General features: G+C 72.7%; 17 protein-coding genes. 6 read left to right on the forward strand and 11 right to left on the reverse strand.

The features are described 5' to 3' along the window. The first annotated feature begins 10 nt into the window (after positions 1 to 10). The 5 genes from tal (at position 11) to pgl (ending at position 6,313) form a co-directional block, all read left to right on the forward strand. Positions 11 to 1,189 (forward strand): transaldolase, encoded by a 1,179-nt coding sequence (gene tal, locus IRY44_RS28010; protein WP_194803173.1) that lies wholly within the window; start codon positions 11 to 13, stop codon positions 1,187 to 1,189. Between the two features lie 99 nt (positions 1,190 to 1,288). Continuing rightward, complete coding sequence (locus IRY44_RS28015) at positions 1,289 to 2,860, forward strand: glucose-6-phosphate isomerase (protein WP_194803174.1); 1,572 nt, start codon at positions 1,289 to 1,291, stop codon at positions 2,858 to 2,860. Positions 2,861 to 2,910: 50 nt separating this feature from the next. Further along, on the forward strand, positions 2,911 to 4,425 hold the full coding sequence (gene zwf, locus IRY44_RS28020; protein ID WP_194803175.1) for a glucose-6-phosphate dehydrogenase: 1,515 nt from the start codon (positions 2,911 to 2,913) through the stop codon (positions 4,423 to 4,425). Positions 4,426 to 4,456: 31 nt separating this feature from the next. Continuing rightward, entirely contained in the window at positions 4,457 to 5,473 is a 1,017-nt protein-coding gene (locus IRY44_RS28025; RefSeq protein ID WP_194803176.1) for a glucose-6-phosphate dehydrogenase assembly protein OpcA, read from the forward strand. 69 nt (positions 5,474 to 5,542) lie between these two features. Next, on the forward strand, positions 5,543 to 6,313 hold the full coding sequence (gene pgl / locus IRY44_RS28030) for a 6-phosphogluconolactonase (RefSeq protein ID WP_194803177.1): 771 nt from the start codon (positions 5,543 to 5,545) through the stop codon (positions 6,311 to 6,313). A gap of 133 nt (positions 6,314 to 6,446) precedes the next feature. Here the strand turns inward: pgl and IRY44_RS28035 are convergent, their stop codons facing one another. From IRY44_RS28035 to rapZ, 8 genes are all read right to left on the reverse strand, one after another. Next, positions 6,447 to 6,791 carry an RNA polymerase-binding protein RbpA gene (locus IRY44_RS28035; protein WP_018788218.1) on the reverse strand — a complete coding sequence of 115 codons (345 nt, stop codon included), beginning with the start codon at positions 6,789 to 6,791 and terminating at the stop codon, positions 6,447 to 6,449. 130 nt (positions 6,792 to 6,921) lie between these two features. Further along, positions 6,922 to 7,182 (reverse strand): preprotein translocase subunit SecG, encoded by a 261-nt coding sequence (gene secG, locus IRY44_RS28040; protein ID WP_091420428.1) that lies wholly within the window; start codon positions 7,180 to 7,182, stop codon positions 6,922 to 6,924. 95 nt (positions 7,183 to 7,277) lie between these two features. Further along, positions 7,278 to 8,069 (reverse strand): triose-phosphate isomerase, encoded by a 792-nt coding sequence (gene tpiA / locus IRY44_RS28045; protein ID WP_135241179.1) that lies wholly within the window; start codon positions 8,067 to 8,069, stop codon positions 7,278 to 7,280. Further along, positions 8,070 to 9,269 (reverse strand): phosphoglycerate kinase, encoded by a 1,200-nt coding sequence (pgk, locus tag IRY44_RS28050; RefSeq protein WP_194803178.1) that lies wholly within the window; start codon positions 9,267 to 9,269, stop codon positions 8,070 to 8,072. Between the two features lie 52 nt (positions 9,270 to 9,321). Continuing rightward, positions 9,322 to 10,326, reverse strand: a complete 1,005-nt coding sequence (gene gap, locus IRY44_RS28055; protein ID WP_194803179.1) for a type I glyceraldehyde-3-phosphate dehydrogenase — start codon at positions 10,324 to 10,326, stop codon at positions 9,322 to 9,324. 264 nt (positions 10,327 to 10,590) lie between these two features. Beyond that, entirely contained in the window at positions 10,591 to 11,571 is a 981-nt protein-coding gene (gene whiA / locus IRY44_RS28060) for a DNA-binding protein WhiA (protein ID WP_018788213.1), read from the reverse strand. 54 nt (positions 11,572 to 11,625) lie between these two features. After that, positions 11,626 to 12,630 carry a uridine diphosphate-N-acetylglucosamine-binding protein YvcK gene (yvcK, locus tag IRY44_RS28065; protein ID WP_135241181.1) on the reverse strand — a complete coding sequence of 335 codons (1,005 nt, stop codon included), beginning with the start codon at positions 12,628 to 12,630 and terminating at the stop codon, positions 11,626 to 11,628. Then, positions 12,627 to 13,523, reverse strand: a complete 897-nt coding sequence (gene rapZ, locus IRY44_RS28070) for an RNase adapter RapZ (RefSeq protein ID WP_135244018.1) — start codon at positions 13,521 to 13,523, stop codon at positions 12,627 to 12,629. The genes yvcK and rapZ overlap by 4 nt, the downstream gene beginning before the upstream one ends. Positions 13,524 to 13,721: 198 nt before the next feature. Here rapZ and recQ point away from each other — a divergent pair, with 198 nt between their 5' ends. After that, positions 13,722 to 15,593, forward strand: coding sequence for a DNA helicase RecQ (recQ, locus tag IRY44_RS28075; protein WP_194803180.1), 1,872 nt, complete (start codon positions 13,722 to 13,724; stop codon positions 15,591 to 15,593). A gap of 92 nt (positions 15,594 to 15,685) precedes the next feature. Here recQ and IRY44_RS28080 read toward each other — a convergent pair whose 3' ends face one another. From IRY44_RS28080 to IRY44_RS28090, 3 genes are all read right to left on the reverse strand, one after another. Next, positions 15,686 to 16,342, reverse strand: coding sequence for a C39 family peptidase (locus tag IRY44_RS28080; RefSeq protein WP_194803181.1), 657 nt, complete (start codon positions 16,340 to 16,342; stop codon positions 15,686 to 15,688). A gap of 626 nt (positions 16,343 to 16,968) precedes the next feature. After that, complete coding sequence (gene uvrC, locus IRY44_RS28085) at positions 16,969 to 18,921, reverse strand: excinuclease ABC subunit UvrC (RefSeq protein ID WP_194803182.1); 1,953 nt, start codon at positions 18,919 to 18,921, stop codon at positions 16,969 to 16,971. Between the two features lie 83 nt (positions 18,922 to 19,004). After that, positions 19,005 to 19,493, reverse strand: coding sequence for a Rieske (2Fe-2S) protein (locus tag IRY44_RS28090; protein WP_194803183.1), 489 nt, complete (start codon positions 19,491 to 19,493; stop codon positions 19,005 to 19,007). Positions 19,494 to 19,557: the final 64 nt, after the last annotated feature.

A 19,557-nucleotide genomic window follows, 5' to 3' on the forward strand; every position in this document is an offset into this window, starting at 1 on the left:
CGTGGACGGCATGACGGACAGGCTGAAGGACCTCCAGGGCGCCGGTGTGGCGATCTGGCTCGACGATCTCTCCCGGGTACGGCTGACCTCCGGCGGGCTGGACAAGCTGCGCCGGGAGAGCCACGTAGCCGGGGTGACCACCAACCCGACGATCTTCGCCAAGGCGCTGAGCGACGCCGACGAGTACGACTGGCAGCTTCGTGACCTCGCCGTACGCGGTGTGGACGTCGAGGAGGCGGTCCGCATGCTCACCACGTACGACGTGCGGTGGGCCTGCGACGTGATGCGCCCGTCGTACGACGTCAGCGGCGGCGTGGACGGCCGGGTGTCGATCGAGGTGGACCCGCGCTCGGCGCACGACGCGGCGAAGACCGTCGCCGAGGCCAAGGCGCTGTGGTGGCTGGTCGACCGGCCGAACCTGTTCATCAAGATCCCGGCCACCGAGGAGGGCCTGCCCGCGATCACCGCGACGCTGGCCGAGGGGATCAGCGTCAACGTCACGCTGATCTTCGGCCTGGACCGGTACTCGCAGGTGATGGACGCCTTCCTGGCCGGCCTGGAACAGGCGAAGGCCAACGGGCACGACCTGTCGAAGATCGGCTCGGTCGCCTCGTTCTTCGTCTCCCGGGTCGACACCGAGGTGGACAAGCGGCTGGAGAAGATCGGGTCGGACCAGGCCAAGGCGCTGCGCGGCAAGGCCGCTGTCGCCAACGCCCGGCTGGCGTACGAGCGCTACGGCGAGGTGTTCTCCTCGGCGCGCTGGCAGAAGCTGGCCGACGCGGGCGCCCACCCGCAGCGCCCGCTGTGGGCCTCCACCTCGACGAAGAACCCGGACTACCGGGACGTCATCTACGTCGAGGAGCTGATCGCGCCCGGCACCGTCAACACCATGCCGGAGCCGGTCATCCACGCCTACGCCGAGCACGGCGAGACGAAGGCGGACACCGTCACCGTCGCGTACGACGACGCCCGCCAGGTCTTCGACGACCTGCTGGCGGTGGGCGTGGACCTGTCCGACGTGATCGCCACGCTGGAGCGCGAGGGCGTGGAGAAGTTCGAGGCGAGCTGGGTGGAGCTGCTGGAGGGGGTCAAGAAGTCCCTCGCCGAGGCGGCCAAGGGCTCGGGCAGCCCGCACCGGGCCGCCGGGAAGAACGCGCAGGCGGCGCAGCAGGCCGGCGGCAACGCGTGACAGACGGCGTCCGACGCGTCCCGGGGCCCGGCCCCGGGACGCGTCGCGCCGTACCGTGGAAGCGGTGAGGGGGCGCTGTGTGGAAGCCGAGGTGGCGCCGTGAGTGACCTGCTGGCCGGGCGGGCGGACATGGCCGCCGGCCTGGCCGTGCGCGGAGCCGACGCCCTCGGTGCGTCCACCCGCGCCACGCTCGTCTCCCATGACGTCCCGGCCCGGCTCGCCGCCGCCGACCCGGCCCTCTGGGGACCCGCCGCCGAGCCGGCGGCCCTCGACGGGCTGGGCTGGCTGCACGCCCACCGGCGCAGCCGGGACCTGCTCCCCCAGCTCGCCGAACTGGCCGCCGAGCTGGGCGACCTGGACCACGTGGTGCTGGCCGGCGCCCGCGACGACACGCTCGCCGCGGAGGTGCTGGCCGAGTGCCTGGGCCGGCCGCTGACGGTGCTCGACACCGCCGACCCGGGACCGGTCCGGGCCGCGCTCGCCGACCGCCCGGCGCGGACCCTCCTGGTGCTCGCCGCCCGGCGCGGCCTCGACCGGACCACCGACGCCCACCTGCGGGTCTACCGGCAGGCGTGGGCGGACGAGGGCCCCGACGCCGCCCGGCACGTCGTGGTGGTCACCGAACCCGGCTCCGACCTCGCGGCGCGCGCCGACGAGCTGGGCGCGATGGTCATCCCGGCCGAGTCCGGCGTGGCCGGGCCGTGGGCCGCGCTCACCGCGTCCGGTCTGGTCCCGGCGGCGCTGGCCGGCGCGGCGGTGGCCGAGGCGCTGGACGAGGCGGAGGCGCTCACCGGCGTGCTGGACCGGGACCGGGACAACCCGGCCCTGGCGCTCGGCGCGGCCCTGGGCGCGGCGCCCGGCGCCGGACGGGACACGATCGCGCTGGTCCCGGACGGCACCGGCCTCGACGGCCTGGGCCGCTGGGCCGGCGCGCTGCTCGCCCGGGCCACCGGTGGACGGCTGCTGCCGGTGGTCGCGGAGTCCCCCGACTCCCCCGGCGCCACCGGGCCGGGCGTGCTCACAGTCGGTCTCGGCGGCGCCCTCGGCGCCGGCGTCGGGCCGGGCGTGGCGGCCGACGTGGCCGTCAACGGCCCGCTCGGCGCGCACCTGCTCACCTGGGCCTACGCGGCCGCCACCGCCGCGGTGACGCTGCGGGCCGACCCGTTCGCCGCGCCGCCGGACCCGGTGGGCGACGACGCGGCGCCGGAGAGCGGGCCGCCGTCGTCGGTCGAGGGCGCGATCGAGGTGTACGCCCCGAGCGGCGCGCCCGCCGACCTGACCGGCGCGCTGCGCTGGCTGCTCGACGGGCTGGGCGAACGGGAGCACCTCGTGGTGACCGCGTACCTCGACCGGCACGCCGACGCGTCGGTCGCCGGGCTGCGCCCGCTGCTGGCGCGGGCCGCCGGCCGTCCGGTCACCTTCGGCTGGGGACCGCGCCGGGCCGAACACACCGACCCGCACGGCCGGTACCTCCAGATCACCGGTGCGGTCACCGATGATCTGGACGTGCCCGGTCGTCCGTACACCTTCGCGCAGCTCCAGGCGGCCCAGGCCGCCGGCGACCGGCGGGCCCTGGCCGGCCGGGAGCGACCGGTGCTGCGCCTGCACCTGACCGAGCGGGCGGCGGGTGCCGCCCAGCTCCTGGAAACGGCCGGACGGACACGCACGTGACGATCAACGACCTGGAATCAGCGGACCGAGACGCAGGAGGAGGTGGCCCGGTGAACCCGCTGCGCGATCCGCAGGACCGGCGACTACCCCGGATCCCCGAGCCGTGTGCCCTGGTGATCTTCGGGGTGACCGGCGACCTGGCCCGCAAGAAGCTGCTGCCGGCGGTCTACGACCTGGCCAACCGAGGGCTCCTGCCGCCCGGCTTCGTGGTCCTGGGCTTCGCCCGCCGGGACTGGGGCGACGGCGACTTCGAGTCGGTGGCGCACGACGCGGCCAAGAAGCACGCCCGCACCCCGTGGCGGGAGGAGGTGTGGGCCCGCCTCGCCGGCAACATCAAGTTCGTCGGCGGCTCGTTCGACGACGACGCGGCGTTCGACCACCTCGCCGCCACACTCGACGAGCTGCGCGACTCGCACGGCATCGCCGGCAACGCGGCCTTCTACTTCTCCATCCCCCCGGCGGCCTTCCCGGTGGTGCTCAAGCAACTCGCCCGCACCGGCATGGCCGACAACGCCAAGTCCGGCGGCTGGCGGCGCGTGGTGGTGGAGAAGCCGTTCGGCAACGACCTGCCGTCGGCGAAGGCGCTCAACGACCTGGTCGACGACGTCTTCACCAGCAAGGACGTGTTCCGGATCGACCACTACCTGGGCAAGGAGACGGTCCAGAACATCCTGGCGCTGCGCTTCGCGAACAACCTGTTCGAGCCGCTGTGGAACTCCAAGTACGTCGACTCGGTGCAGATCACCATGGCCGAGGACGTCGGCATCGGCACCCGCGCGGCCTTCTACGACTCCGTGGGCACCGCCCGCGACGTGCTCCAGAACCACCTGCTCCAGCTGCTCGCCCTGGTCGCGATGGAGGAGCCGACGAGCTTCGACGCCGACGAGATCCGGGCCGAGAAGCTCAAGGTGCTCAAGGCGATCACCGTGCCGCGGGACGTCACCGAGGACACCGTGCGCGGCCAGTACCTGCCCGGCTGGGTGGGCGGCGAGCGCGCCAAGGGCTACCTGGAGGAGGAGGGCGTCCCGGAGGGCTCCACCACCGAGACGTACGTGGCGGTGAAGCTGGGCATCCAGAACCGCCGCTGGGCCGGGGTGCCGTTCTACATCCGGGCCGGCAAGCGGCTGCCCCGGCGGGTCACCGAGGTGGCCATCATGTTCAAGAAGGCGCCGCACCTGCCGTTCAACGCCGCCGACATGGAGTCGCTCGGCCCCAACCAGCTCGTCATCCGGGTGCAGCCGGACGAGGGCGTGGTGCTCAAGTTCGGCTCCAAGGTGCCGGGCACCACGATGGAGGTCCGCGACATCGCGATGGACTTCCAGTACGGCGAGGCGTTCACCGAGTCCAGCCCCGAGGCGTACGAGCGGCTGGTGCTGGACGTGCTGATCGGCGACCGGACGCTGTTCCCGGACGCCGCCGAGGTGGAGCAGAGCTGGCAGGTCGTCGACCCGCTGGAGCACGCCTGGGAGGGCACGACCCCGGAGCCGTACCGGGCCGGTGAGTGGGGGCCCCGGGCCGCCGACGAGATGCTGGCCCGCGAGGGCCGGGCTTGGCGGAGAGCGTGAGCGAGCACTGCGAGCGAACCAGGAGGCTCCATTGATCGGGCTGTGGGACACCACCGGCAACGAGGTGGTCAAGGCGCTGGCCGCGGAACGGCGCAGCGCGGGCGGGGTCGCCAGTGGCATGGCGCTCACGCTGATCGTGGTGGTGGACGAGAAGCGGGTACGCGAGGCCGAGGCGGCGGCCACCATCGCCGCCGCGGCGCACCCGTGCCGGCTGCTCGTGGTGGTCCGCTCCGACGTCGAGCGGGACCGCAACCGGCTGGACGCGGAGATCGTCGTGGGTGGCCGGCTCGGGCCGTGCGAGGCGGTGGTGACCCGGATGTACGGGCGGCTCGCGCTGCACGCCGAATCCGTGGTGATGCCGCTGCTGGTGCCGGACGTACCGGTGGTGACGTGGTGGCACGGCGAGCCGCCGGAGGAGATCGCCACCGACTTCCTCGGTGTGGTCGCGGACCGGCGGATCACCGACTCGGCGCAGGCCGCCGACCCGATCGCCGCGCTGCGGCAGCGGGCGCACGACTACGCCCCGGGCGACACCGACCTGGCGTGGACCCGGATCACCCCGTGGCGCACGCTCGTGGCGGGCGCGTTCGACACCACCCAGGCCCGGGTCACCGAGGCGAGCGTGGTGGCGCCCCCGTCGGATCCGACGGCGGCACTGATGCGCGGCTGGCTCAACGCCCGGCTCGGCATCGACCCGATCCTGACCGCCACCGAGGAGTTCCCGCGGATGCGTCAGGTGCAGCTGCGCTGCGCCAACGGCGACGAGCTGACGCTCACCCGGGACGACAGCATCGCAGTGTTCCGGCGTACCGGGCAGGAGGACCGCACGCTGCCGCTGGTGCGCCGGCCGCTCGGTGACGAGCTGGCCGAGGAGCTGCGCCGCCTCGACGCCGACCAGGTGTACGCGGAGGCGCTCGGCGCTGCGGCCGGGATCACCGGGCTCGACCAGCGCCCCGCCCAGCGGGTGCACGTGTGGAAGGATCCGGCGACCGCCCAGCGGGCCGAGGCCGGCGTGACCGCGCACGCGGGCGCGACCGCGAACGAGTGACCACCCGGACCGGGTGGTCGGAGGCACAGTTGACCGCCGGTGGGCGGTCGGAACACGAGGGCTCGACGGATGACTGAGGCGAGTGTCGCCGTACACGCCGACCCCGACCTGCTGGCGCAGGCGGTGGCGGCCCGGTTGGTGGTGAAGCTGCTCGACGCGCAGGCCGAGCGCGGCCAGGCGTCGGTGGTGCTGACCGGGGGGCGGATCGCCGCGGCGGTGTACCGGGCGGTCGGGCAGCTGCCCGCCCGGGACGCCGTCGACTGGTCCCGGGTCGACGTGTGGTGGGGCGACGAGCGGTTCCTGCCCGCCGGTGACCCGGAGCGCAACGAGACGCAGGCCCGGGCGGCGCTGCTGGACACGGTGCCGCTGGACCCGGCCCGGGTGCACCCGATGCCGGCATCGGACGGCCCCGCGGGTGACGACCCGGAGGCGGCTGCCGCCGGGTACGCGCGGGAGCTGGCCGCCGCCGCCCGGCCCGGGAACGCGATCGTGCCGCACTTCGACGTGCTGATGCTCGGCGTCGGCGAGGACGGGCACGTGGCCTCGGTGTTCCCGGAGCACCCGGTGCACCACGACAAGCGGCCGGTCAGCGCGGTACGGGGCAGCCCGAAGCCGCCGCCGGTGCGGACCACGCTGACGCTGCCGACGATCAACACGGCCGAGGAGGTGTGGCTGATCGCCGCCGGAGCGGACAAGGCCGGGGCGGTGGGCATGGCGCTGGCTGGGGCCGGGCCGGTGCAGCTGCCGGCCGCCGGGGTGCGGGGCGTCTCGCGTACCCTTTGGCTGCTCGACCGGGCCGCCGCGGCGAACGTGCCGCCGCGGCTGCGCAGCCTCCGCTGATCCCGGTCGTGGTCGGGCCCCTGCCGGGGCCCGTCCACGATCTGGCGATCGACGACACCAGCTCGCCGGCATCCGGGGCACCCCGACACGACCACCACCCCGATCTGGCGATCGGCGACGCCAACTCGCCGGCTCAGGCGCGGCCGCGGCGCCGCCGCAGCGCGTCGAGGGCCTCGGCGAGCAACGCCTCCCCCTCCTCCGGCGTGCGCCGCTCCTGCACGTACGCCAGGTGGGTCTTGTAGGGCTCGGCGCGCTGGCGGCCCGGCGGGTCGCCCGGGTCGGGGCCGGCCGGCTCGCCGCAGCGCGGGCACTCCCAGGTCGCGGGCGTCTCCGCCTCGGCGGCGATCAGGAACTCGACCCGGTGCCCGTGGCGGCACCAGTAGACGACCGGGCGGCGCGGCGCGGGCTCCACCCGCTGGTCGAACCGCTCGGGGGCGGACCCGATCCGGGTGCCGCGGATGACGTTGTTGCTGGGCACGGTTGCTCGCTCCCTGTCGTCGGAGGGGACCGCCGCCGGAGGGGGTGGGCGACGGACGACGTGCGGAGAAACAAAACTGCGCGCGGTCCGTGACGGACCGCGCGCAGATTGTACGCTTCTCAGCGCCGACTCAGGTGCCGCTGGCCATCTGCAGCCGCAGCCAGAGTCCGAGCCCGACGATGCACGCGAACCAGACGATTCCCACCAGAACGGTGTAGCGGTCGAGGTTCTTCTCGGCCACCGACGAACCGGCCAGGCTGGAGCTGACGCCGCCGCCGAACATGCTCGACAACCCGCCGCCCTTACCGCGGTGCAGGAGGATCAGCAGGGTGAGCAGGACGCTCGTGATGACCAGCAACGTGATCATCGTGTAGGCGAACCAGATCGGCATGGCGGGGGTCAGTCCTCTCGTTGCGATCACTGCCCGGACCTGTCGGGCACTGCGGCACCGACCGGTGGACGGGCAGCGTCAAGGATAGCGAGCGATCAGCGGGTGATGTGCTCCGGGAACCGGCAGATCTGCGCGAACTCCTCCGCGTCCAGGCTGGCGCCCCCGACCAGAGCCCCGTCCACGTCCGGCTGCGCCATGATCGCGGCGACGTTCGACGCCTTGACCGACCCGCCGTACAGGATCCGGACCTGCTCGGCGGTGCCCTCGTCGTAGGTCTCGGCGATGCGCTTACGCACCGCGCCGCAGACCTCCTGGGCGTCGTCCGGGGTCGCCGTCTTGCCGGTGCCGATCGCCCAGACCGGCTCGTACGCGACGACGACCTTGGTGACCTGCTCGGCGGTGAGCCCCTTCAGCGCGCCGTCGAGCTGGTCGCAGCAGTGCCGCACCTGACCCGACTGCTCCCGGACCTCCAGGCCCTCACCGATGCAGAGGATCGGGGTGAGCCCGTTCGCCAGCGCCGCCGACACCTTCGCGTTGACGAGCGCGTCGTCCTCGTGGTGGTACTGCCGCCGCTCGGAGTGCCCGACCACCACGTAACCGCAGCCCAGCTTGGCGAGCATCGGACCGGCGATGTCACCGGTGTACGCGCCGGACGGGTGCGGCGACAGGTCCTGCGCGCCGTAGCCGATCAGCAGCTTGTCGCCGTCCACCGCGGTCTGCACGGTACGCAGATCGGTGAAGGGCGGCAGTACCACGCACTCGACGTCGGTGAGCTGCTTCTCGTTCAGGCTCGCGGCCAGCTTCTGCACCAGCAGGTTGGCCTCGAGGTGGTTCAGGTTCATCTTCCAGTTGCCGGCCATCAGCGGCCGGCGGGTCGTGCTCGCCATTCAGTTCTCCAGGGCCGCGATGCCGGGGAGGGTCTTGCCCTCCAGGTATTCCAGGGAGGCGCCACCACCGGTGGAGATGTGCCCGAAGGAGGACTCGTCCAGGCCCAGCGCGCGCACCGCCGCGGCCGAGTCGCCGCCGCCGACCACGCTGAACGCGTCGGCCTTGGTGATCGCCTCGGCCACTCCCCGGGTGCCGTTGGCGAACGCCGCCATCTCGAACACGCCCATCGGGCCGTTCCAGAAGACGGTCTTCGCCTGCGACAGCGCGGCGGCGAAGCCGGCCACCGTCTCCGGGCCGATGTCCAGGCCCAGCCGGTGGCTGGGGATGCCGTCGGCGGGCACGGTGTCGTGCGCGGCATCAGGCGCGAACGCGTCGGCCACCACCACGTCGACCGGGAGCAGGATCTTGCCCGGCGCGCGCTCCATCAGGTTGCGGCAGGTCTCGACCATGTCCTTCTCCAGCAGCGACGTGCCCACCTCGTGGCCCTGGGCCTTGAGGAAGGTGAAGCACATCCCGCCGCCGATGAGCAGCCGGTCCACGGTCGGCAGCAGCGCCTCGATCACTGCGAGCTTGTCGGAGACCTTCGAGCCGCCCAGCACCACCACGTACGGCCGCTCCGGCTCGCCGGTGAGGCGGCTGAGCACCTCGACCTCGCGCAGCACCAGCCGGCCCGCGAAGTGCGGCAGCCGGGCCGGTACGTCGTGCACGCTGGCGTGCTTGCGGTGCACCGCGCCGAACGCGTCGTCCACGTAGGCGTCACCGAGCGCGGCGAGCTGGTCGGCGAACGCGCCACGCTCCGCGTCGTCCTTGCTGGTCTCGCCCTTGTTGAACCGCAGGTTCTCCAGCAGCGCGACCTGACCGTCGGCGAGGTCGGCCACGGTGGACCGCGCCGAGTCGCCGACGGTGTCCTCGGCGAAGTGCACCGGGGCGCCGAGCAGCTCACCGAGCCGCCCGGCGACCGGGCGGAGGCTGAACTGCGGGTCCGGCGCGCCCTTCGGGCGGCCCAGGTGCGAGCAGACGACCACCTTCGCGCCGGCCTGCACCAGCGCGCTCAGCGTCGGCAGGACGGCCCGGATCCGGCCGTCGTCCGTGATGTCCCCGGTCTGCTTGTCGAGCGGGACGTTCAGGTCGGCGCGCACCAGCACGCGCCGACCCGACACCCCCTCGGCGAGCAGGTCGTCGAGGTTGCGGATGCTCACAGAGCTAGCCCTCCGTTCGTGACTGCGGGGCTCGCAAGCTCGCTCCTCGCACTCACAGGGACTGACCCACCAGCTTGACCAGGTCGACGAGGCGGTTCGAGTAGCCCCACTCGTTGTCGTACCAGCCGACGACCTTGACCTGGTTGCCGATCACCTTGGTCAGCGGCGCGTCGAAGATGCACGACGCCGGGTCGGTCACGATGTCGGCGGAGACGATCGGGTCCTCGTTGTAGGTGAGGATGCCCCGCAGCGGGCCCTCGGCGGCGGCCTTGAGCGCGGCGTTGACCTCGTCCACAGTGGTCTCCCGGCCGACCTCCACGGTCAGGTCGGTGGCCGAGCCGGTCGGGATCGGCACACGCAGCGCGTAGCCGTCCAGCTTGCCCTTGAGCTCCGGCAGCACCAGGCCGATCGCCTTCGCGGCACCGGTCGAGGTCGGCACGATGTTGAGCGCGGCGGCCCGGGCCCGGCGCAGGTCCTTGTGCGGCGCGTCCTGCAGGTTCTGGTCCTGCGTGTACGCGTGGATGGTGGTCATCAGACCCTGCTTGATGCCGAACGTGTCCTGCAGGACCTTCGCCATCGGCGCGAGGCAGTTGGTGGTGCAGGAGGCGTTCGAGATGATGTTGTGCTTGGCCGGGTCGTACTGGTCCTGGTTGACGCCCATGACCACGGTGACGTCCTCGTTCTTCGCCGGCGCGGAGATGATGACCTTCTTGGCCCCGCCGTCGAGGTGCGCCTTCGCCTTGGTGCCGTCGGTGAAGAAGCCGGTGGACTCGATGACCACGTCGGCGCCGACCTCGCCCCACGGCAGCTTCGCCGGGTCCTTCTCGGCGTACGCCTTGATGGTCTTGCCGCCCACGGTGATCTCGTCGGCGGTGGCCTTCACCTCGTGCGGGAGGCGGCCCAGGATGCTGTCGTACTTGACAAGGTGGGCGAGCGTCGCGTTGTCGGTCAGGTCGTTGACCGCCACGACCTCGATGTCAACGCCGGACGCCAGCACTGCCCGGAAGAAGTTGCGGCCGATCCGGCCGAAGCCGTTGATGCCAACCCGGATGGTCACAGGTCCCATCTCCTCGCGTTCTGGTCCGCCGGCGCCAGACCGGGGCCGGCGGAGGTGTGTGCGCCGACCGTTGGAGCCGGCCGTCGACATGTCATCTCGGCCACCCCGCCGCGGTCACGGAGACCTGACCGCCCGAGGCGGTGAGCACGGCGAGGAGCGCCTGTTCCGGCCCCCTTGCCGTACGCAGCGACCATATCCGAGCGCGCGGCGTCGCGCTGCGGCGGGTGGTGATCCCGCACGCGGTGCGCTGCCGCCCGAGTCCTATCAGACCACGAGCATGTCCGGCGTGACTGCCGCTTCCGTATCCGGGATGCCCAGGTCACGGGCACGCTTGTCGGCCAGCGCGAGCAGCCGGCGGATCCGGCCGGCGATGGCGTCCTTGGTCAGCGGCGGCTCGGCGAGCGCGCCCAGTTCCTCCAGCGAGGCCTGACGGTGCTCCAGGCGCAGCCGCCCGGCCGAGGTCAGATGGTTCGGCGCGTCGTCGGCGAGGATCTCCAGCGCGCGGGTCACCCGGGCGGCGGCGGCCACCGCGGCACGGGCGGAACGGCGCAGGTTGGCGTCGTCGAAGTTGGCCAGCCGGTTCGCGGTGGCGCGCACCTCCCGGCGTACCCTCCGCTCCTCCCAGGCCAGCACGCTGGAGTGCGCGCCTATGCGGGTGAGCAGCGCGGCGATCGCGTCACCGTCCTTGACCACCACCCGGTCCACGCCGCGCACCTCGCGGTTCTTGGCGGTGATACCGATCCGGCGGGCGGCGCCGACGAGCGCCAGCGCCGACTCCGGGCCGGGGCAGGTGATCTCCAGCGCGCTGGAACGGCCCGGCTCGGTGAGCGAGCCGTGCGCCATGAACGCGCCCCGCCACGCCGACACGGCACAGCAGACGTTCGCGGCCACCACATGCGGCGGCAGGCCGCGCACCGGGCGGCCCCGCACGTCGAGCAGGCCGGTCTGCCGGGCGAGCGCCTCGCCGTCCTTGACCACCCGCACGATGAAGTGGCTGCCCTTGCGCAGCCCGCCGGAGGCGAGCACGTGGATCTCGCTCGGGTAGCCGTACACCTCGGCGATCTCCCGCCGCAGCCGGCGCGCGACCGCGCCGGTGTCCAGCTCCGCCTCGACCACGACGCGGCCCGACACGATGTGCAGGCCGCCGGCGAAACGCAGCAGGGCGGCCATCTCCGCCCGCCGACAGCAGGGCTTGGGCACGTCGACCCGACTCAGCTCGTCCTTGACCGCAGCCGTCATCGCCATAGTGCGCCCCCTCACGGACCGGTTCCGGCGTGTCGCCGGTGATTACGTACGTGTCTAACGATCGGCGCGCAGGACAGGCACCAGCGCGGCGCCCAGTGCGGCTGGATCATGACGGGGCGTGCCGTCGAGGACGGCGACGGGAGCGAGGACCAGCCGGGCACCAAGCGATTCTGCCGCACGTTCGACCGCCGCGGGATCACCCACCGCCGTGGAGTCGGCGAGCACCCGGTCCACCTTCAGCTCGGGCAGATAGCGCCGCAGGGTGTCCAGATGGTCGGGCAGGGAGAGCCCCGAGGTCTCCTTCTCGGCCACCAGGTTGAGCGTCACCAGCCGCCGCGCCGGGCTGGACACGATCGCGTCCGCAAGCCCCGGCACCAGCAGGTGCGGCAGCACGCTCGTGTACCAGCTACCAGGTCCGAAGATCAGCCAGTCCGCCGCGCGTACCGCTGTCACCGCCTCGGCGCACGCGGCCGGCGCGGACGGGCTGAGCCGCAGCGACTCGACGGTGCCCGGGGTGACCGCGACCTGGTGCTGGCCGCGCACCGTGGACACCTCGTCCGGGTGCTCCGGGTCGGCGCCGCGGACCCGGGCCTCGATCCCCACCGGCTGGCGGGACATCGGCAGCACCCGCCCCACCGCGCCGAGCATCGCCCCGGCGTGGTCGAGCGCCGCCACCGGGTCGCCGAGCAGTTCGGTGAGCCCGTGCAGGAGCAGGTTGCCGACCGCGTGGCCGGCGAGCGAGTCGCCCACCGCGACAGGTACCGGCGCGGCGATCGTCGGCGCCGGCGGCACGGCGGCGGCGAAGCGGTGCTGGAACAGCGCCGCGCTGCGCCGGGTGGCCGGATGGTCACCGGCCAACGCGACGAGCGCCTGCCGCAGGTCACCCGGTGGCAGGCCGCCGCGCTCGGCGCGCAGGCGGCCGCTGGAGCCGCCGTCGTCACCGACGGTGACCACCGCGGTGATGTCCAGGTCCAGTTCGGGTACGCAGTGACGCAGCGCCCGCAGCGACGCCGAGAGCCCGTGCCCGCCGCCGAAGGCGACCACCCTGGTCGGGGTCACTCCCGCCCCAGGTCCCGGTGCTGGGCGTTGGCGGCGATGCCGGAATGACGCAGCCGGGAGGCCAGCTCCTCGGCGATGGCCACGCTGCGGTGCTTGCCGCCGGTGCAGCCGACCGCCACGGTCAGGTAGCGCTTGCCCTCCCGCTCGAACCCTGCGGTGGTGGCGTTGACCAGGTCGGCGTAGCCGGCCACGAACGCGTCGGCGCCCTCCTGGCCCAGCACGTACGCGCTCACCGCCTCCTCCCGGCCGGTGTGCTCACGCAGCTCCGGCACCCAGTACGGGTTCGGCAGGAACCGGGCGTCCATCACGAAGTCGGCGTCCGGCGGCAGGCCGTACTTGAAGCCGAACGAGATCACGGTGATCCGCAGCCGGCGGGCGTCCTCACCGCCGAACAGCTCCTCGACCCGGCGACGCAGCTGGTTCACGTTCAGGTGGCTGGTGTCGATGATCACGTCGGCCTGCTCGCGGGCCTCCTCCAGCAGCGTCCGCTCGACCGCGATGCCGTCGGCCAGCCGCCCGTCGCCCTGCAACGGGTGCGAGCGGCGCACGCTCTCGAACCGGCGGATCAGCACCTCGTCGTCGGCGTCGACGAATACCACCCGGGGCTGGAAACCGCGCTCGCGCAGCTCGCGGATCGCCCCGGCCAGGTCGGTGGAGAACGCGCGCGAGCGCACGTCCAGCACCATCGCCGTACGCCGGGCCGCGCCGCCGGCCTTGAACGCCAGCTCGGCCATGTCCAGCAGCAGCGCCTGCGGCAGGTTGTCGACCACGTAGTAGCCGACGTTCTCCAGCGCCCGCGCCACAGTGCTGCGCCCGCCGCCGGACAGGCCGGTCACCACCACCAGGGAGGTGTCCGACTCGGCCGGCGCCGTCTCCCCCTCGGTCCGCCCCAGGTCACCCGCTGTACGCGCCTCGCTCACCCGCTACCCCCAGCCGTGGCGCCGCGGCCGGTCGGCCGCGCATGGTCAATCAGCGACTCTAACGGCTGCGACCCGGCCCGGGATTCCACGGGGTGACCACCGGAACATGTCGCCGCCCCCGGAACGGCTCGCCGGACGGGCGCTGTCGGGGGACGCTCGTAGACTGCGCGGATGGTCTCCCCCACCGATGAGCGGACCACCTCCGCACCGGCCGGCTCCCCACCGACCGGCGACGCGCTCGACGTGTTGCGGCGGGTCTTCGGGTACGACGCCTTCCGCGGCTTCCAGCAGGAGGTCGTCGAACACGTGGTGGCCGGCGGCGACGCGCTGGTGCTGATGCCCACCGGTGGCGGCAAGTCGCTGTGCTACCAGATCCCCGCGCTGGTCCGCGACGGCGTGGCGGTGGTCGTCTCGCCGCTCATCGCGCTCATGCAGGACCAGGTCGACACGCTCACCGCGGTCGGCGTCCGGGCCGGGTTCCTCAACTCGACCCAGGATCCCGCGCAGCGGCGCCGGGTCGAGGCGGCCTACCTCGCCGGTGAGCTGGACCTGCTCTACCTCGCCCCGGAAGGGCTGGCCGTGCGATCCACGCTCGGCCTGTTGGAACGCGGCCGGATCGCGCTGTTCGCGATCGACGAGGCGCACTGCGTGTCGCAGTGGGGGCACGACTTCCGCCCCGACTACCTCAACCTGTCGATGCTGCACGAGCGCTGGCCGGACGTACCGAGAATCGCGCTGACCGCCACCGCGACGCGGGCGACCCGCACCGAGATCGCCACCCGGCTGCGGCTCACCGAGGCCCGGCACTTCGTGGCCAGCTTCGACCGGCCCAACATCCAGTACCGCATCGTCCCCAAACGGGAACCACGCAAGCAGTTGCTGAGCCTGCTGCGTGACGAGCACCCCGGCGACGCCGGCATCGTCTACTGCCTGTCCCGCGCCTCGGTGGAGAAGACCGCCGAGTTCCTGGTCGCCAACGGCATCCCCGCGCTGCCGTACCACGCCGGGCTGGACGCCTCGACCCGCGCCGCCAACCAGCAGCGGTTCCTGCGCGAGGACGGCCTGGTCATGGTCGCCACCATCGCGTTCGGCATGGGCATCGACAAGCCCGACGTACGCTTCGTCGCCCACCTGGACCTGCCGAAGTCGGTGGAGGGCTACTACCAGGAGACCGGCCGCGCCGGGCGCGACGGGCTGCCGTCCACGGCCTGGCTGGCGTACGGGCTCCAGGACGTCGTGCAGCAACGCAAGATGATCGAGACGTCCGAGGGCGACCTGGCGCACCGGCGTAACCTCGCCGCCCACCTGGACGCCATGCTGGCGCTCTGTGAGACGGTCCGCTGCCGCCGTTCCCAGCTGCTCGAATACTTCGGCGAGACCGAGGTGGCCGACTGCGGCAACTGCGACACCTGCCTCGAACCGCCGGAGTCCTGGGACGGTACCGTCGCCGCGCAGAAGCTGCTGTCCACCGTCTACCGGCTCGACCGCGAACGCAACCAGCGGTTCGGTGCCGGGCACAGCATCGACATCCTGCTCGGCAAGCACACCGACAAGATCGATCAGCACGGCCACGACGCGCTCAGCACCTTCGGCATCGGCACCGAGCTGCGCGAGGCGGAGTGGCGTGGCGTGGTGCGGCAACTGCTCGCCGAGGGCCTGCTCGCCGTCGAGGGCGACTACGGCACGCTGGCACTGACCGACGCGAGCGCGGACGTGCTCGGCCGCCGCCGTACCGTCACCCTGCGCAAGGAGCCGGAACGTCCGGCGGGCGGCCGGTCCGCCAAACCCCGGGGCGCCGCCACAGTGGTCGCCGACCTGTCCCCCGCCGCCGCGCCCGTCTTCGAGCGGCTCCGCGCGTGGCGCGCGGCCACCGCCAAGGAGCAGGGCGTCCCGGCGTACGTCATCTTCCACGACGCGACCCTGCGGCAGATCGCCGCCGAGCCGCCCGCCTCGCTGGCCGAGCTGTCCCGGGTCAACGGGGTCGGCGAGAACAAGCTCGCCAAGTACGGCGAGGCGATCCTGGCCGTGCTCGCCGAGTCCTGACGCACGCGAAAAGGGCCCGGCCCCCGTGGTGGGGGTCGGGCCCTTTCGCGTGCGTCTTGCTCTTGCTCTGCAGCCGTTGGTGCGGCGGTTGGTCAGCTGGTGCTGTAGCCGCGGGTGGCGATCCAGTCGGCGAGGTTGTCGATGCTCATGCGGTAGGTGGCGGTGTTCGGGTCGGCGCTGTCGGCGATGGTGACGGTCTTGCCGTCGTCGCGGTAGCCGATGACGCTGATGTAGTGGCCGCCCTCGAAGGAGTGGGTGTTGCCGTCGGTGTCGGTGGCGGTGCCGGCGATGTTGGCGACCACGGCCCGGCCGGCGTCGACGGTCTTGACCACGTCAGCGCGAAGCTTGTCGGTCTGCTTGTCGTCGGCCTTGGGGGTGCTGATCTCGACCGACTTGTAGGCGTCCTTCGCGCCGGTCTCCTTGTTCAGCACCGGGGTGATGTCGTTGATGGAGTTGGTGCCGGCCTCGGTGGTGCCCATCTCGCGGGCCATGGCGTGCACGTCGATGTTCTTGCCCTGTACGGACAGGGCGTTGCGGGCGGCGGCGGGGCCGCAGAAGTAGAAGTTGGGCTGCGCCTCGTAGCGGACGTCGAGTTCCCGCTCGCCGTGGCCCTTACGGTCGGTGGTGATCTGAGCGGTGCGCTCGGCCGGGGCGGCGTGGGCGGCGATCGCGGGGCCGGCGATGCCTCCGGTGGTGGCGGCGATACCGGCAGCGGTCAGAACGGTCTTACGCAGCAGAGTGGTAGCCATGATGGTTGCCTCCCTGAAGTGGGGGATAAGCGCGGCAGGGGGTGCCGCGAAGGGGGAAAGTCTTGAGGGGTGCCCGTCGGACGGGCGGCACGCGGGCGGCCCGGAGGGGCCTGCTCTGCGCGGCTCGGGGATGTAACGACCACCGGGCCGGGGTCATTCCGGGACGGCGGTGCCCGTCGCTCGGGGATGTAACGACGACCGGGCCGGACCGATTCCCTGACCAATCCGGGCGCCTCGGCGGACCGGTGTCCGGCGCTCGACCTGGTGCCTGGGCGGTCAGCCATGTACAACGCCTGCACCCCACCCCGGATTCCGCCGTGAGCATGGCGCCGACCACAACGCGCCCACCCGGGCAAACCGGACACCGGTCCCAGGACGCGCCGGGCGGCAAATCGGGCACTTGTTGGGCACCAACTGCAAGATCAGGGGACGGGATGGCGGTTTCGCCCATCAGGAACAGGCGTGGCTGGAACGGCGTAGGTGTCAAAGGCGGGCGGAGACACCCACGGCGTTCCACCCACGGCAGCGACGGCGGTGGCGGGCCGGCGGACCGGACAACGGGCGTTTGTTGACGCACGCTGGACACCGGCCGGGGCCTACGACGGCAGGCGCGAGCAAGAGAAGGGTCAGGAACGGGGGGCGGCCGTGGGGGCGTCGGCTGGGGAGCCGTCCAGTGCGGCCAGGATCGCCTCGGCCGTACGCCTGCCCACCCCGGGCACCTCGGTGATCTCCTCCACGGTGGCGGACGACAGCCGCTTCAACGAGCCGAAGTGCCGCAGCAGCGCCTTGCGGCGTACGTCGCCGAGGCCGGGGATGTTGTCAAGCGCGGATTCGGTCATCCGCTTGGAACGCCGCTGCCTGTGGAACGTGATGGCGAACCGGTGCGCCTCGTCGCGGACCCGCTGCAGCAGGTAGAGCGCCTCGGAGGTGCGCGGCAGGATCACCGGGAACTCGTCGTCGGGCAGCCAGACCTCCTCCAGCCGCTTGGCCAGCCCGCACAACGCCACGTCGTCGATGCCCAGTTCGGCGAGCGCCTTCGCGGCGGCGGCGACCTGGGGCGGGCCGCCGTCGACCACGACGAGCTGCGGCGGGTACGCGAACTTGCGCGGCCGCCCGGTGGTCGGGTCGATGCCCGGCCGGTCGGGGTCGGAGGCGGTCTCCTCGCCCAGCTCACCGGTCTCGGCGCGGGCGTCGAGGTAGCGGGCGAAGCGCCGCCGCAGCACCTCGGACATGGCCGACAGGTCGTCGGTGGCGCCGCGCACGATGAACCGGCGGTATTCGCTCTTGCGAGGCAGCCCGTCCTCGAACACGACCATGCTGGCGACCACGTCGGTGCCCTGGATCTGGGACACGTCGAAGCACTCGATGCGCAGCGGTGAGGTGTTCATGGCGAGCGCGTCGGCGATCTCGTCGAGCGCCTGACTGCGGGTGGTCAGGTCACCGGCCCGCTTGAGCTTGTGCCGGGCCAGCGCGTCCTTGGCGTTGCGCTCGACGGTCTCCAGCAGCGACCGCTTGTCGCCGCGCTGCGGCACCCGCAGCGACACCCGGCTGCCCCGGCGGGCGGTGAGCCAGTCGGCGAGCGCCTCGGCGTCGCCCGGCAACTCGGGCACGAGCAGCTCGCGGGGCACATCGGCCTCGCCCTGCTCGCCGCCGTACACCTGGGTGCAGAAGTGGTGCACGAGGTCACCGGTGGTCAGTTCCTCGGTCTTCTCCACCACCCAGCCGCGCTGGCCGCGCACCCGGCCGCCGCGCACGTGGAAGACCTGCACGGCGGCTTCGAGCGGGTCGTCGGCGAACGCGACCACGTCGGCGTCGGTGCCGTCGCCGAGCACCACCGTCTGCTTCTCCATCGCCCGGCGCAGCGCCGCGACGTCGTCGCGCAGCCGGGCGGCCCGCTCGAACTCCAGCTGCTCGCTGGCGTCGAGCATCTCCTTCTCCAGCCGCCGGACCATGCTGTCGGTGCGGCCGGCCATGAAGTCGCAGAAGCCGTCCACGATCTCCCGGTGCTGTTCGGCGGTGACGCTGCCGACGCACGGCGCCGAGCACTTGCCGATGTAGCCGAGCAGGCAGGGCCGGCCGACCTGGCCGGCCCGCTTGAACACCCCGGACGAACAGGTCCGCGCCGGGAAGACCCGCAGCAGCAGGTCGAGCGTCTCGCGGATCGCCCAGGCGTGCGAGTACGGCCCGAAGTAGCGCACGCCCTTGCGCTTCACCCCGCGCATCACCTGCAACCGCGGGTATTCCTCGTCGAGCGTGACCGCGAGATAGGGGTAGGACTTGTCGTCGCGGTAGCGGACGTTGAACCGGGGGTCGTACTGCTTGATCCAGGTGTATTCCTGCTGGAGCGCCTCGACCTCGGTGGCGACGGTGATCCAGTCGACCGACTCGGCGGTGAACACCATCTGCCGGGTGCGCTGGTGCAGGCCGACCGGGTCGGCGAAGTAGGAGTTGAGCCGGCTGCGCAGGTTGCGCGCCTTGCCGACGTAGATCACCCGGCCGGTGCCGTCGCGGAAGCGGTAGACCCCTGGCGACTCCGGGATGGTGCCGGGCGCGGGACGGTAGGTCGAGGGGTCAGCCACGGCGTCAAGCCTAGTCCGCACCCCTGACACGCGACCGTCGCCGCGCCCCCGCCGACGGCGTGCCGACGGGGGCGCGGAACGGGTCAGGCCAGCTTGATCTGGTCGCCGTCGACCTTGATCTCCTTCGCCGCGAGCGGCTTGGTGGCCGGGCCACCCTTCACCGAGCCGTCGACGATCGAGAACCGGCTGTTGTGGCAGGTGCAGTTGATCGTGCCGCCGTCGACGTTCGACACCGGGCAGCGCTGGTGCGTGCAGATCGGGTCGAACGCCTTGAACTGGCCGGCCTCGGGCTGGGTGATCACCACACCCTGGCTGGCGAAGACGGCGCCGCCGCCGACCGGAATGTCCGAGGTGCGCGCCAGCGCGCTGCTGCCGTCCCGGTCGCCGCCGCCCGCGTCGCCGGTCGCGGTGGCGCCGGGCGGGCCGCCGCTGGTCGGGGCCGCCCCGGGGGACGCGTCGTCGTCACTGCCGCAGCCCGCGAGCACCACGGCTGCGCCCACCGCGCCGGCTCCGGCGAGCAGACTGCGGCGGCTCTGGGTGAACGGTCGGGTCAGCGCCTGATCATCACTCATGTCCGGCCTCTCTCTCGGCTTACTGCGGAACACGCACCAGCTTGCGGCACGGTTCATATTGACG

The organism is Micromonospora sp. ANENR4, from assembly GCF_015354395.1.
In the GTDB taxonomy this organism is placed as follows: domain Bacteria; phylum Actinomycetota; class Actinomycetes; order Mycobacteriales; family Micromonosporaceae; genus Micromonospora; species Micromonospora aurantiaca.

What these genes read in the sequence shown, in the direction of transcription:
- secG (WP_091420428.1), bottom strand. Translation starts at nt 7,182, where the DNA reads ATGCCGATCTGGTTCGCCTACACGATGATCACGTTGCTGGTCATCACG.
- tpiA (WP_135241179.1), bottom strand. Translation starts at nt 8,069, where the DNA reads ATGGCGAGCACGACCCGCCGGCCGCTGATGGCCGGCAACTGGAAGATG.
- pgl (WP_194803177.1), top strand. Translation starts at nt 5,543, where the DNA reads ATGACTGAGGCGAGTGTCGCCGTACACGCCGACCCCGACCTGCTGGCG.
- IRY44_RS28080 (WP_194803181.1), bottom strand. Translation starts at nt 16,342, where the DNA reads ATGGCTACCACTCTGCTGCGTAAGACCGTTCTGACCGCTGCCGGTATC.
- tal (WP_194803173.1), top strand. Translation starts at nt 11, where the DNA reads ATGACGGACAGGCTGAAGGACCTCCAGGGCGCCGGTGTGGCGATCTGG.
- recQ (WP_194803180.1), top strand. Translation starts at nt 13,722, where the DNA reads ATGGTCTCCCCCACCGATGAGCGGACCACCTCCGCACCGGCCGGCTCC.
- IRY44_RS28090 (WP_194803183.1), bottom strand. Translation starts at nt 19,493, where the DNA reads ATGAGTGATGATCAGGCGCTGACCCGACCGTTCACCCAGAGCCGCCGC.
- whiA (WP_018788213.1), bottom strand. Translation starts at nt 11,571, where the DNA reads ATGGCGATGACGGCTGCGGTCAAGGACGAGCTGAGTCGGGTCGACGTG.